The organism is Pseudomonas sp. M2(2023) (genome assembly GCF_030263955.1).
In the GTDB taxonomy this organism is placed as follows: domain Bacteria; phylum Pseudomonadota; class Gammaproteobacteria; order Pseudomonadales; family Pseudomonadaceae; genus Aquipseudomonas; species Aquipseudomonas asiatica.
On sequence record NZ_CP127114.1, the window covers coordinates 1,363,079 to 1,375,711 of the forward strand.

The window sequence follows — 12,633 nt, forward strand, 5'->3', positions numbered from 1 at the left end:
AATGTGCATGACCTGTGCCGGCCTCTTCGCGGGTAAACCCGCTCCCACAGGTACTGCACCGGTCTGAAAATTGTGGAGATCCCTGTGGGAGCGGGTTTACCCGCGAAGAGGTCGGCACAGGCAACCCAGTTGGCACACTCCCTGCTTTACCCTGGTTACAACAAAGCCCACTGATCAACGGCGATCAACCCGGGCCCCCTACCGTGATGAATACAGGCAAAGGCGCCTGGAGCTTCGGCTCCAGGCGCTTTTTTTTTGATCGAGGATCGGCTTATGAAGGCAACAGCGAGCAGCGGGCAACGAGAGCAACTGGTCATCGTCGGCAACGGCATGGTCGGCCATCATTGCGTCGAACAACTGGTCAGCCGCGGCGCCTTGCAGCGCTTCGAAGTGCATGTGTTCGGCGAAGAGCGCCAACGCGCCTACGACCGCGTGCACCTGTCCGAGTACTTCGGCGGCAGCTGTGCCGAAACCCTGGCCCTGTGCGGGCAGGACTTCTACGGTACCAACGGTGTGCACCTGCACCTCGGCGAAGCGGTGCTGGAAATCGACCGTGAGCACGCCGAAGTGGTCACCGCCGAGGGCCGTTACGGCTACGACCAATTGGTGCTGGCCACGGGTTCCTATCCCTTCGTGCCACCGATCGAAGGTTCCAGCGGCAATGCCCGCCTGGTCTACCGCACCCTTGGCGACCTCGACGCCATCCGCGCTGCCGCAGCCAGTGCCCGCCGTGGCGTGGTAGTGGGCGGTGGCCTGCTTGGCCTGGAAGCAGCCAACGCCCTCAAGTCGCTGGGCCTGGAAGCCCACGTGGTGGAGTTCGCCCCACGGCTGATGCCGGTGCAGCTGGACGGCGAGGGCGGTGCCGCGCTCAAGGCACAGATCGAAGCGCTGGGCGTTGGCGTGCATCTGTCGCGCGCCACCCAGTCGATCAGTGGGGGTGAAGACTACCGCTACCGCATGAACTTCGATGGCGGCGAGCACCTGGAAACCGACCTGATCGTGTTCTCCGCAGGTATCCGCCCGCAGGATGCCCTGGGCCGTGCCTGTGGCCTGGACATCGCCGCGCGTGGTGGCGTGGTGATCGACAACCACTGCCGCAGCAGCGACCCACGCATCTTTGCCATCGGCGAGTGCGCCTCGTGGAACGGCAGCGTGTTCGGCCTGGTCGCCCCGGGCTACAGCATGGCGCGCAACCTGGCGGCATTGCTGATGGGTGAAGCCGCTGGCGAATTCACCGGTGCCGACATGTCGACCAAGCTCAAGTTGCTGGGCGTGGATGTCGGCTCGATCGGCGATGCCCATGGCGCCACTCCGGGCGCACGCAGCTACCGCTTCATCGACGAAGCCAACAGCGCCTACCGCCGGCTGGTGGTGGATGCCAGCGGCAAGCACGTGCTCGGTGCGGTGCTGGTGGGCGACAACAGCTACTACGACACCCTTCTGCAATACGTCCAGAACGGCATCGCCCTGCCAGCCGACCCGGCGGCACTGATCCTGCCGCAAGGCGGCGGAGCACCGGCCCTGGGGGCCGAAGCGCTGCCCGACAGCGCGACCATCTGCTCCTGCCACAACGTCAGCAAGGGCGCGGTCTGCGCCGCCATAGACAGCGGCTGCGGCGACCTTGCCGCAGTCAAGGGCTGCACCAAGGCCGCCACCGGTTGTGGTGGTTGCGCGGCACTGCTCAAGCAGGTGTTCGAGCACGAGCTGACCGCCCGCGGCGTGGCGGTGGACAAGAGCCTGTGCGAGCACTTCGCCTACACCCGTCAGGAGCTGTACGGGCTGGTGCGGGTAGAGGGTATCCGCACCTTCAACGAACTGCTCGAACGCCACGGCAAGGGCCACGTTGGCTGCGACATCTGCAAGCCGGCGGTGGGCAGTATTCTCGCCTCGTGCTGGAACCAGCCGATCATGGACCCGGCGCTGGTGCCGCTGCAGGACACCAACGACACCTTCATGGCCAACATGCAGAAGAACGGCACCTACTCGGTGGTGCCGCGCATCCCCGGTGGTGAAATCACCCCCGACAAGCTCATCGTGATCGGCCAGGTGGCGAAAAAGTACGACCTGTACACCAAGATCACCGGCGGCCAGCGCATCGACCTGTTCGGCGCCCAGTTGCACGAGCTGCCGCTGATCTGGGGCGAGCTAATCGAGGCCGGCTTCGAAACCGGCCACGCCTACGGCAAGTCGACCCGCACGGTAAAGTCGTGCGTCGGCAGCACCTGGTGCCGTTATGGCGTGCAGGATAGCGTCGGCATGGCCCTGCGCCTGGAAGACCGCTACAAAGGCCTGCGCAGCCCGCACAAGCTAAAGTTCGCGGTGTCCGGCTGCACTCGCGAATGCGCCGAGGCACAAAGCAAGGACATCGGCGTGATCGCCACCGACAAGGGCTGGAACCTGTACGTGTGCGGCAACGGCGGCATGCGCCCGCGGCACGCCGAACTGTTCGCCACCGACCTCGACGACGAAACCCTGGTGCGCCTGATCGACCGCGTGCTGATGTTCTACATCCGCACCGCCGACAAACTGCAGCGCACCTCGGTGTGGCGCGAGAACCTGGAAGGTGGGCTGGACTACCTGAAGCAGGTGATCCTCGACGACAGCCTGGGCCTGGCCAGCGAGCTGGAGGCGCAGATGCAGCATGTGGTCGACCAGTATGAATGCGAATGGGCCAACGCCCTCAACGACCCCGAGAAGCTCAAGCGCTTCCGTACTTTCGTCAACGACCGCCGCGCCGACCCGGACGTGCACTTCGTGCGCGAACGCGAACAGCGCCGGCCTGCTGCGCCACTGCACCTGATCCCAACCGTCGAGGAGGCTGTCTGATGAACTTGTCCAATGCTGCTGTGAAAACCCACGAGAACTGGCAGGTGGTGTGCCAGGCCGATGACCTGGTGGCTGATTCCGGGGTGGTGGTCTGGCTCGACGGGGCCCAGGTGGCGCTGTTCTACCTGCCGGGGCAGGCGCAGCCGCTGTACGCGGTGGACAACCGTGACCCGCGATCCGGCGCCAACATCATCGGCCGCGGCCTGGTTGGCAGTGTGCAGGGCGAGCTGGTGGTGGCCGCGCCGTTGTACAAGCAGCACTTCAGCCTGGAGAGCGGGGAGTGCCTGGAGGATAGCGGGCAGCGCCTGCGGGTGTGGCCGGTGCGGTTGAACGGGGAGGCGGTGGAGTTGGCTGTGGCCTGATATTCATCTGCCGCCTGCACCGGCCTCTTCGCGGGCACGCCCGCTCCCACAGGTACTGCACAGGTCTGGAGAACTGCGGAGATCCCTGTGGGAGCGGGTTCACCCGCGAAAGGGCCGGTACAGGCTATCTGCGTGCGGTAAGCTTGAGCCCATGAACCTCGACACCCGCATCAAGTACCGCCACCTGCTGTGCTTCCTGGAGATTGCCCGGCAGGGCAGCCTGGCCAGGGCTGCCGACATCCTGGCAATCAGCCAGCCAGCCATCTCCAAGACCCTCAAGGAACTCGAAGACCTGCTGGAAACGCGCCTGTTCGCGCGCAGCCGTCAGGGCGTCGAGCTGACCCCGGCCGGCACGCGTTTCATGCGCTACGCCGGGCCCAGCGTGCAGGCCCTGCGCGATGGCGTCAGCAGCCTGCGTGGCGAGGCGCGGGCGCCGTCGCAGGTGCGCATCGGTGTGCTGTCCACGGTCGAAGGCCTGCTCATGCCCGAAGTGCTGTGCCGCCTGCACCAGCGGCATGAGGCGCTGGTGATCAGTGTCGTCACCGGAGTCAGCGCGCAGCTGCTCGGCCAGTTGCGCCTCGGCGAACTGGAACTGGTGGTCGGGCGCATGACCGACAGCCCGCAGATCCAGGGCCTGTCGTTCGAGCACCTGTACAGCGAGTCGATGAGCCTGGTGGTGCGGCCAGGCCACCCGCTGCTGGCCAGCAAGCCAGTAGAGCGCGGGGAGGTTGGACATTACCCGCTGGTGCTGCCGCCAGCCGGCACCACCATCCGCCAGCATGCCGACAGCCTGTTCGTGCAATGTGGCATCCAGATGCCCGCCCAGCGCCTGGAAACCCTGTCGCTGGCGCTGAGCCGGCGCTACCTGCTGGGCAGTGATGCAGTGTGGGTTGCGCCGCGCGATGCGGTGCTGCTCGACCTGCGCCGGGGCGAGCTGGTCGAGCTCGACCTGGGTGTGCGCGAGCCGGGCGGCTCGGTCGGCATCTGTCGCAATGCTGCCTTGCCGCAGAGCCTGCCGGGGCAGTGGGTGTGCGAGGTGCTGCGTGAGGTGGCAGGGCAGTACCGCGAGGGGGCCTACCCTTGAGCCCGCTCCCTCAACAGGGCACTGAGTGCCTTGAGTTTGTCGTCGCTCAGGCTGCCGCTGGCCGCCATCAGGAGTAGGCAATTGCGGCTATCACGGCATCTACGCTTTTGTCATCGTTGTAAAAATTCTGCCCGCAAACCAGCATGCGTCCAGGGTTGGCTACAAAGGCAACAGAGGCGTCATAATCGGGTTCGAATCCACCAGCACCGGGTGGTACACCGAGCATGCCATATCCGTCAGGTGGAACGAAGCTTGTATCCAGTTGGCCTTCAAGTGTGTAGCAAACAGCGCGATTATGCGTGTAGAAACCACCCCATCCCATCAGGCGGCCCTCGAACTCGTGCATGTGATCCCAGGCACCGGGATCGGTGAATCGAAGGGGGTTACCCTCGTTGAACTTCTCGTGAGGCTTGCCGTCTGCGTCTAGCCTCTGCACCTCAGGAAACTCTGTTTTAAAGTCGTCAAACGTATGGGAGCCGTAGACAGTGATCACCTGCGATGGCGCATCGACGGACAAGTTGTGGTACAGGGTGCCGTGTTCTGCCGTATAGCGACCGCGGTCCGCAAATTGGGTATCAAGTTTTCCATCGTGGGCTATTTTGACCACTTGGGAGTAAAAGTTATCGTCAGCATCGTTCAGGATCGCTGTTACGATGCAGTTTCGGCCCAAGACAGCCATGCACAGTCCCAAGCTGCCGATGACGGGCTGCGAAAATATGGACGCCAGATCGACGGTTCCACGTTGTCCAAAGTCCTCGTTGATACTTCCATTCGACGCCAGTGCAAGCAACTTGTATGTCCCACTCTGGCCAGTAACAAAGTACCCGTCGGCGCTTGCCCAGATCTGAATGAGGCCCGACAGATTGAGGTCATCAGCTTCGATGTAACCTTTGCCTGCAAAGCCGGTGTCCAAGGAACCATCATCATTGAACCGCCAGATACGACTGGCGGTGCTATCGTGCACAGTTGCGGTACCAAGGCACAGTATTTTACCGTTTGCGTCTGCAATCAGCTGCTCAGGCCAGAACGTTCCTTCACTCAGATGATCCTGGATCTTCACGAGGCGTTTTTCGACCTTGCCGTCCGCATCAAGGCGCACGATGAATGTGTCATTTTGGTTGTCTGCAGTTCGATAAAATTGTGCCACAGAATAAAATACGCCCGCTTTGATCGGGCTTTGAACGATGTCGGCACACAGCGAGTGGCGCGCGGAGTCCTGATCCACCAAATAGCAGTAACCCTGGTCACCAAAATTCTCATCCACCGGGGCCACTTGCAGTTTTGCCGCGCTGGGGCGGCGTGGTTGTAGGCGGGTTTTGAAATGTTCGACCTGGTACTTGGTTGACATGGCTGTTAGCTCCTATGCTTGGGCTTTCGCATCGATATTTTCAACTTGCCCTTCGATTAGGCGCCTGCGCATCGGTTGGTGCTACTGGCAGAAATGCCAGTTGCCAAGGAAGAAGACAGTGTCAAGTACCATACTGGCCAGTGGCTGCAATCGGGAGAATGAAGATGTCTTCACTTACTGAACTTCCTTACCAAAACTCGCTCCTATGCCGGTAGCCATTGGTCATGGCCGCCTGCTAAGCTCGCGGCTTTACCCTGATTGCCCTTTTGGCGCATGAACAAGGAAATAGCATGAAACAGCATCGTTTGGCGGCTGCGGTTGCCCTGGTAGGCCTGGTACTGGCTGGCTGTGATCAACAGACCAGCAGCCCCGAGCTGAAGACTCCGGCACAGAAAGCCTCCTACGGTATCGGCCTGAACATGGGCAAGAGCCTGGCTCAGGAAGGCATGGAAGACCTTGATTCGAAAGCAGTAGCCCTCGGCATCGAAGACGCCGTTGGCAAGAAGGAACAGCGCATCAAGGACGAAGAGCTGGTAGAGGCCTTCACTGCGCTGCAGAAACGTGCCGAAGAGCGCCTGGCCAAGGCCAGCGAAGAAGCCGCCTCCGCCGGCAAGAAATTCCTCGAGGAAAACGCCAAGAAGCCAGGCGTGGTCACCACTGCCTCGGGCCTGCAGTACGAAGTGGTCAAGAAGGCCGATGGCCCGCAACCCAAGGCGACTGATGTGGTCACCGTCCACTACGAAGGCAAGCTGATCGATGGCAAGGTGTTCGACAGCTCCGTCGAGCGCGGCAGCCCGATCGACCTGCCGGTCAGCGGCGTGATCCCGGGTTGGGTCGAAGGCCTGCAGCTGATGCACGTCGGCGAGAAGTACAAGCTGTTCATCCCGGCTGAACTGGCTTACGGCGCACAAAGCCCAAGCCCGCTGATCCCGGCCAACTCGGTACTGGTGTTCGACCTGGAACTGATCGCCATCAAGGATCCGGCCCAGCTGCAGGGCGCCGAGCCGGAAGCGGAAGCTCCTGCTGAAGCCCCGGCCGAAGCGCCTGCCAAGTAACACTGGCTGGCTCACGCAAAACGCCCCGTCCTGACGGGGCGTTTTCGTTTGTGCCGGGTAGTTGGACGAACCTGCAACTGCTGATACTGTCCGAGGAAATGCAGCGTGAAGCAGCAGGATGCTTCTGACGCAAATCGTTTGCGGCGTACGCACCCACGGTGTGAAACGACTGTGTAAAAAACGCCCGATCTGACCGAGGCCCTTGCCTGGCAGGCACCTGGGGTCAGAAACGTCGCCCTGTTCACAAGGTTATCCACAATAAATGTGGATAACCTTTTCCTCTGGAGGCTCCATGAGCGCACCCTGGAATTTTGCCCGTTTCCTGCCGTTGGCCGAGCGCCTGCTCAGCCGCGGCCGGTTGCCCGCCTTGCTGTTCGCGGTAGCTCGCAAAGGCCCGCGCATCGGCCAGCTGCGCGAAGACGTGAAGCTGCTGCAGTCGTTGTGCCTGGCCTGGTGGCGCGGCGAGTACCGTGCCATCAGCCCCAAGGCGCTGGTCACCATCGTCGCCGGGCTGCTGTATTTCGTCAGCCCCATCGACGCCATCCCCGACTGGCTGCTGGGCGTGGGTTTCCTCGACGACATCGCGGTCCTGGGCTGGGTACTGAAGACCGTGGCTGACGAACTGGCGCGCTTCAAGGCCTGGCGCGACAGCCAGGCGCCCGAACGGCTGCGCGTGGTCGAGCGCCTGCCGGCTACCCCCGAAGCGCTGCGGTTGGAACGCAACACGCAGTGAAACTGGCCGCAACCGCAGCGCAACTGCACAGACCCCAGAGTTGGTAATATAATTGGCATAAGGGTTATGCCTACGGATTACATGCTGTAATCCTTTTTAAAGGGGTTTGTAATGGGTATTCAGGTCATCAGCCGGGACGGTCAACCCGAGTACGCCGTCGTTCCCTGGGAACAGTACCAGGCACTGCTCAAGGCCGCTGGGCAGGCACCAGCCGAGGTGCTTGCCAGTGAAGCGCAGGGCGATGTGGCCAGTGCGCCATTGCCGGCCTTCAGCGAAGTGGCACAGATTCGCCAGGCCAAGGGCATTGCCCCTGAGCAACTGGCGCGCAATGTCGGGGTAAGCCCGGCATACCTGGCCATGATCGAATCAGGTGAACGCCAGCCGGATGCTGCTATCCGCCGTGCCCTGGCCTGGCATCTGGGGGTGGCTGGCTGGAGCGAACCATCATGAGCCAGGTCAGGATCAGCCGTCAGCACTGGGATAACCTGCTGGGCGAGCTTGACCTGGCCCGTCGTCAACGTCACTTGCTGACCTATCGAGCGCTGATCGAGCGTTTGCAGTTGCCCAGCCCGGCCATGCAGACGCTGACAGCCGCGCTGGAGTACCTGGCGGTGCTGGATGCCCGCGCAGAGCAGCCATTGCGCAGCTCGCTGGTGATCAGCCAGGGTGCCAGCCGTTTGCCGCGTACCGGGTTTTTTGAGTGCGTTGAACGGTTGGGCCGATTTTCCGGGCCGGTCGACGGCATGGAAGCGGCCTCATGGCATGCCTCCGAGGTGGTCAGGGTGTTCGAGTACAGCTATCCCGAAACGGCCTGATTCGTTGCCTGTCCCGGCCTCTTCGCGGGTAAACCCGCTCCCACAGATTCACCACAGGTCTTGAGCCTTGTGTTGTACCTGTGGGAGCGGGTTTACCCGCGAAGAGGCCGGAACAGGCAAAGCATCTCTGTGGATCAGCCCACAAGCCCTGCCATCGGCATCTACCACCTCCAATACCTCCAGGTGCCGGTGCCGGCCAAACAACTCCAGCAACTGCCCAATCGTCGCGTTGAGCCGCACCGTCGGCTGTTCGGCCTGCGGAACGTTCATCAGCCCCGGTAGTGGCCGGCTTTCGCGCGCCCCCAGCTCCTGCGGCCGCCCCAGCAGGTAGCCCTGCACCAAGTCCACCCCCATCTCCACCAGCACCGCCAGCTCCTCCGCCATCTCGATGCCTTCGGCAATTACCTGCGCCTTCGACGCCCGGGCAATCTGCAATATCGAACCGACGAACTCACGCTTGAGCGGGTCGCGGTGGATGCCGTCGATGAAGTGGCGATCGATTTTCACATATTCGGGGCGCAGCTCCGACCACAGGCGCAGGCTCGAATAACCCGCTCCCAGATCGTCGATGGCAATCGAGAAGCCCATGTCCCGGTAGTGGTGCAGCGCATTGGACAGCAGCTGAAAGTCGTCGGTCGGGGTATGTTCGGTCAGCTCGATCACCACCCGGCTGGGTGGCAGGCCGACTTGTTCGAGCAGTTTCAGGGTCTGCCCGGAGGGGTAGTGCGGCTCCAGCAGCGATTCAGGCGAGATGTTGAGAAACAGCTTGCCCTGCAACTGCTGTTCGCTGAAACGCCGGCAGGCGCTTTCCCGGCAGGCAGCCTCCAGTTCGGTCAGGCGGCCGGCCTGGCGGGCGATGGTAAACAGGTTCAGCGGTGCGTGCAGCGGGCTGTTGGACGGCCCGCGGCTCAACGCCTCATGGCCGAAAACCCGTTGCTCGCTCAGGCACATGATCGGCTGGAACAGACTGTGGATGCTGCGTTGAGCCAGGATGGCACTCAAGGCACTGAGCTGTTCGGCGACGGTCATGGCGTATTCCTGAAAATGAAAGGGCCGGGCGATTCCACGCCCGGCCCCTCTATTTCACGACAGCGCGATGACTGTTTGATGACAAGTAAAGCTAATTTGCCATCATTGCCACAGTCTTACTTCTTGGCCACCTTGGTGCTTGCACTCAGGTAGTCGATAAGGATGCGGCCGGTTTCCGACAGGTAGGCATCGTCTTCCGGCTTGGTGTTTTCATCCTCGGTCGGCAGCGCGTCCTCGTCCTCTTTCTTCAGCTCCTTCAGCGGCTCTTCACCCTTGGCCTTGCGGCGGATGTTCTCCAGTGCAAGCTGCTTGGCCTCGATTGCATCGTGGCGTGCACGACGGTCCTGCTCGTTGAGGCTGACGGTCTTTTCGTTCATCAGCTTCTGGGTCAGGGCCAGGCGGTCGCGGATGTAGGTGAACTCTGCATCCTTGTCGCTGCGCGCTTCATGCTGCGCCTTGAGTTGGGCCAGGAACGGCTTGAACGGGTCGGCCGCCGGCTTGACCACCGGGCGAATGGTGTCCCACGGCATGGCCTCGGGCAGGGCGCTCTCGCCGATCTCCTTGGTATCGATGATCGACGGGTAGTCGATGTCCGGCAGCACGCCCTGATGCTGGGTGCTCTGCCCGGAAACCCGGTAGAACTTGGCCAGGGTAAGCTTCAGCTCGCCATGGTTGAGTGGCTGGATGGTCTGCACGGTGCCTTTGCCGAAGGTCTGGCCGCCGATGATCAGCGCACGGTGGTAGTCCTGCATGGCACCGGCGAAGATCTCCGAAGCCGAGGCCGACAGGCGGTTGACCAGCAGTGCCAGTGGGCCCTTGTAGAAGGCACCGGGGTTTTCGTCTTCCAGCACGTCGACACGGCCGTCGCTGTTGCGCACCAGCACGGTCGGGCCTTTCTCGATGAACAGGCTGGTCAGCTCGGTGGCTTCCTGCAGCGAGCCGCCGCCGTTGTTGCGCAGGTCGATGACCACGCCGTCGACTTTTTCTTTCTGCAGCTCGGTCAGCAGCTTCTTCACGTCACGCGTGGTGCTCTTGTACTCCGGGTCACCGGCGCGATAGGCCTTGAAGTCGAGGTAGAAGGCCGGGATCTCGATGATGCCCAGCTTGTAGTCACGCCCGTCCTGCTTGAGCTTGAGCACCGACTTCTTCGCTGCCTGCTCCTCGAGCTTCACCGCCTCGCGGGTGATCGACACGATCTTGCTGGTCTGGTCGCTAGGCGCGTTACTGGCGGGGATGATCTCCAGGCGCACCACCGAGCCTTTCGGGCCGCGGATCAGCTTGACCACTTCGTCCAGGCGCCAGCCGACCACGTCGACCATCTCCTTGTTGCCCTGGGCCACACCGATGATCTTGTCGGCCGGTGCCACCTGCTTGGTCTTGGCCGCCGGGCCTGCCGGCACCAGACGCACGATCTTGACCTGGTCGTTGTCGCTTTGCAGTACTGCGCCGATGCCTTCCAGCGACAGGCTCATGTTGATGTCGAAGTTTTCTGCGTTGTCCGGCGACAGGTAGTTGGTGTGCGGGTCGTAGGACTGGGCGAAGGTGTTGATGTAGGCCTGGAAGATGTCCTCGGCACGGGTCTGGTCCAGGCGCGACAGTTGGTTCTTGTAGCGCTTGGTCAGGGTTTCCTGGATCTGCTTGGGTTCCTTGCCGGCGATCTTCTGGCGCAGCACTTCGTCCTTGACGCGTTTGCGCCACAAATCGTCGAGCTCGGCCTGGTCCTTCATCCACGGGGCGTCCTTGCGGTCGATCAGCAAGGTTTCCTTGGCGTTGAAGTCGATCTTGTCCACGCCCTTGTTCAGCTCGGCCAGGGCGAAGTCCAGACGTTGCTTGACGCGGTCCAGGTAGCGTTTGTAGATGGTGAAGCCCGGGTCCAGGTTACCGCTCTTGAGGAAATCGTCGAATTGCGTTTTCCATTTGTCGAATTCGGCGATGTCGGCAGCGGTGAAGTAGCTGCGCGCCGGGTCCAGCAGCTTGATGTAGCTGTCATAGATGATGACCGAACGGGCGTCGTCCAGCGGCGGCTTGCTGTAGTGGTGGCGCTTGAGCAATTCCACCACGTTGAGGCTGGCGACGATCTCGTCGCGGTCCGGCTGCAGGCTGTCCCATTTGTTGGCGGCCGCCGCATTGCCGCCGAGCGTGAGGCTGCCCAGGCCGATCATCAGCGCCAGGGCGGTGCTTGGGAGGAAATGCTTCATGCTGATTCGACGTGGAGACAATTGATCACGCATAGTAGGCCGTCTTTTCTGTTCACCGGTTGCAAAAAACCGGATGCATACTGCAAAAAGCCTGGGGACTTGGCGTTCCCAGGCTCGGTCATATGATTCAACTATGGAGGCACTGTGAAGGCATTGCAAGGCGTTGACGGACATGTGGCTTGGGTCGAGGCCGAGCGCCCGGCCTGCGACGCGGGTCAAGTGCGCATTCGCGTGGCTGCTGCGGGGCTGAACCGCGCCGATCTGCTGCAGATGAAAGGTTTGTACCCACCACCGCCAGGCGCCAGCCCGTACATGGGCCTGGAGTGCTCCGGGGTGATCGAGGAAGTGGGGGCCGGTGCCGACTGGCGGGTGGGTGACCGGGTGTGCGCACTGCTGGCCAGCGGCGCCATGGCCGAGGAAGTGGTGGTGGATGCCCGCCACGTGCTGCCGGTGCCCGAAGGCCTGAGCCTGCACGAAGCGGCGGCGTTGCCGGAGGTATATGCCACTGCCTGGCTGAACATCTTCCAGCTGGGTGGCGTGAAAGCTGGCGAGAAGGTGCTGGTGCACGCTGGCGCCAGCGGCGTTGGCTCGGCCGCCATCCAGCTGTGCAAGGCGTTCGGCAGCCCGGTATGGGTAAGCGTCGGTTCCCAGGACCGCCTGGCCTACTGCGAGGCGCTGGGCGCCGCCGGTGGTGTGGTACGTAACGAAAACCTGGAAGCGCTGGAAGGTTTTGGCCCGTTCGACGTGATTCTCGACCCGGTGGGCGCCAGCTACGGCGAGCTCAACCTCAAGTTGCTGGCGCGTGACGGGCGCTGGGTGATCATCGGTCTGATGGGCGGGCGCAAGTTCGAGCTGGACCTGGCACAGGTACTGGGCAAGCGCCTGGAGATTACCGGTTCCACGCTGCGTAACCGCGATGACGGCTTCAAGGCCGAACTGCTGCGCGAGTTGCAGCAGCAGGTGTGGCCGCTGTTTGCCGAAGGGCGCCTGTCGCCGCAGTTGGTGGACACCTACCCGGTGGAGTTTGGCCAGGCGGCGTATGCCGAGCTTGAGACCAACCAGGTGTCGGGCAAGCTGGTGATGGTGATAGACCCTAGCCTGATGTAAGCAGGCCTGGCCTCTTCGCGGGTGAACCCGCTCCCACAGGGATTACCACAGGCTTGAAAACTGTGTGGTCCCTGTG

The 12,633-nt window shown here is 62.4% G+C and carries 11 protein-coding genes; 8 read left to right on the forward strand and 3 right to left on the reverse strand.

Annotated elements, in window-relative coordinates:
* The first annotated feature begins 273 nt into the window (after window positions 1-273).
* The 3 genes from nirB to pcaQ all read left to right on the forward strand — a co-directional run bounded on the left by nirB (window position 274) and on the right by pcaQ (window position 4,272).
* Window positions 274-2,826: a nitrite reductase large subunit NirB gene (gene nirB / locus QN085_RS06375; protein ID WP_285689977.1), complete on the forward strand. Its 2,553-nt coding sequence runs from the start codon at window positions 274-276 to the stop codon at window positions 2,824-2,826.
* Window positions 2,826-3,188, forward strand: a complete 363-nt coding sequence (nirD, locus tag QN085_RS06380; protein ID WP_013971405.1) for a nitrite reductase small subunit NirD — start codon at window positions 2,826-2,828, stop codon at window positions 3,186-3,188. Before nirB ends, nirD begins: the two co-directional genes overlap by 1 nt.
* A 151-nt stretch (window positions 3,189-3,339) precedes the next feature.
* The gene (gene pcaQ / locus QN085_RS06385) at window positions 3,340-4,272 is read left to right on the forward strand and encodes a pca operon transcription factor PcaQ (RefSeq protein WP_285689980.1); all 933 of its coding nucleotides are present in this window, start codon (window positions 3,340-3,342) and stop codon (window positions 4,270-4,272) included.
* A 67-nt stretch (window positions 4,273-4,339) separates the two neighbouring features.
* Here pcaQ and QN085_RS06390 read toward each other — a convergent pair whose 3' ends face one another.
* Window positions 4,340-5,620: a hypothetical protein gene (locus tag QN085_RS06390; protein WP_280044871.1), complete on the reverse strand. Its 1,281-nt coding sequence runs from the start codon at window positions 5,618-5,620 to the stop codon at window positions 4,340-4,342.
* A 290-nt stretch (window positions 5,621-5,910) separates the two neighbouring features.
* Between QN085_RS06390 and bamJ the strand changes: the two genes are divergently transcribed.
* The 4 genes from bamJ (at window position 5,911) to QN085_RS06410 (ending at window position 8,223) form a co-directional block, all read left to right on the forward strand.
* The gene (gene bamJ / locus QN085_RS06395) at window positions 5,911-6,675 is read left to right on the forward strand and encodes a BamJ family beta-barrel-assembly machinery protein (RefSeq protein ID WP_003257347.1); all 765 of its coding nucleotides are present in this window, start codon (window positions 5,911-5,913) and stop codon (window positions 6,673-6,675) included.
* A 292-nt stretch (window positions 6,676-6,967) separates the two neighbouring features.
* Window positions 6,968-7,408, forward strand: a complete 441-nt coding sequence (locus QN085_RS06400; protein ID WP_015269270.1) for a YkvA family protein — start codon at window positions 6,968-6,970, stop codon at window positions 7,406-7,408.
* Between the two features lie 111 nt (window positions 7,409-7,519).
* Window positions 7,520-7,858 (forward strand): helix-turn-helix domain-containing protein, encoded by a 339-nt coding sequence (locus tag QN085_RS06405; protein ID WP_003257349.1) that lies wholly within the window; start codon window positions 7,520-7,522, stop codon window positions 7,856-7,858.
* The gene (locus QN085_RS06410; protein WP_013971408.1) at window positions 7,855-8,223 is read left to right on the forward strand and encodes a hypothetical protein; all 369 of its coding nucleotides are present in this window, start codon (window positions 7,855-7,857) and stop codon (window positions 8,221-8,223) included. The genes QN085_RS06405 and QN085_RS06410 overlap by 4 nt, the downstream gene beginning before the upstream one ends.
* A 48-nt stretch (window positions 8,224-8,271) precedes the next feature.
* Here the strand turns inward: QN085_RS06410 and QN085_RS06415 are convergent, their stop codons facing one another.
* Entirely contained in the window at window positions 8,272-9,252 is a 981-nt protein-coding gene (locus QN085_RS06415) for an EAL domain-containing protein (RefSeq protein WP_285689988.1), read from the reverse strand.
* Window positions 9,253-9,368: 116 nt separating this feature from the next.
* Window positions 9,369-11,450 carry a carboxy terminal-processing peptidase gene (locus QN085_RS06420; protein ID WP_013971410.1) on the reverse strand — a complete coding sequence of 694 codons (2,082 nt, stop codon included), beginning with the start codon at window positions 11,448-11,450 and terminating at the stop codon, window positions 9,369-9,371.
* A 144-nt stretch (window positions 11,451-11,594) separates the two neighbouring features.
* Between QN085_RS06420 and QN085_RS06425 the strand changes: the two genes are divergently transcribed.
* A complete protein-coding gene (locus QN085_RS06425; RefSeq protein WP_013971411.1) occupies window positions 11,595-12,557 on the forward strand; it encodes an NAD(P)H-quinone oxidoreductase in 963 nt (320 codons plus the stop codon).
* Window positions 12,558-12,633 lie beyond the last annotated feature (76 nt).

Coding starts and splice junctions, on each gene's coding strand:
- QN085_RS06400 (WP_015269270.1), top strand. CDS start 6,968: ATGAGCGCACCCTGGAATTTTGCCCGTTTCCTGCCGTTGGCCGAGCGC.
- QN085_RS06420 (WP_013971410.1), bottom strand. CDS start 11,450: ATGAAGCATTTCCTCCCAAGCACCGCCCTGGCGCTGATGATCGGCCTG.
- nirD (WP_013971405.1), top strand. CDS start 2,826: ATGAACTTGTCCAATGCTGCTGTGAAAACCCACGAGAACTGGCAGGTG.
- nirB (WP_285689977.1), top strand. CDS start 274: ATGAAGGCAACAGCGAGCAGCGGGCAACGAGAGCAACTGGTCATCGTC.
- QN085_RS06405 (WP_003257349.1), top strand. CDS start 7,520: ATGGGTATTCAGGTCATCAGCCGGGACGGTCAACCCGAGTACGCCGTC.
- QN085_RS06415 (WP_285689988.1), bottom strand. CDS start 9,252: ATGACCGTCGCCGAACAGCTCAGTGCCTTGAGTGCCATCCTGGCTCAA.
- QN085_RS06390 (WP_280044871.1), bottom strand. CDS start 5,620: ATGTCAACCAAGTACCAGGTCGAACATTTCAAAACCCGCCTACAACCA.
- bamJ (WP_003257347.1), top strand. CDS start 5,911: ATGAAACAGCATCGTTTGGCGGCTGCGGTTGCCCTGGTAGGCCTGGTA.
- pcaQ (WP_285689980.1), top strand. CDS start 3,340: ATGAACCTCGACACCCGCATCAAGTACCGCCACCTGCTGTGCTTCCTG.
- QN085_RS06410 (WP_013971408.1), top strand. CDS start 7,855: ATGAGCCAGGTCAGGATCAGCCGTCAGCACTGGGATAACCTGCTGGGC.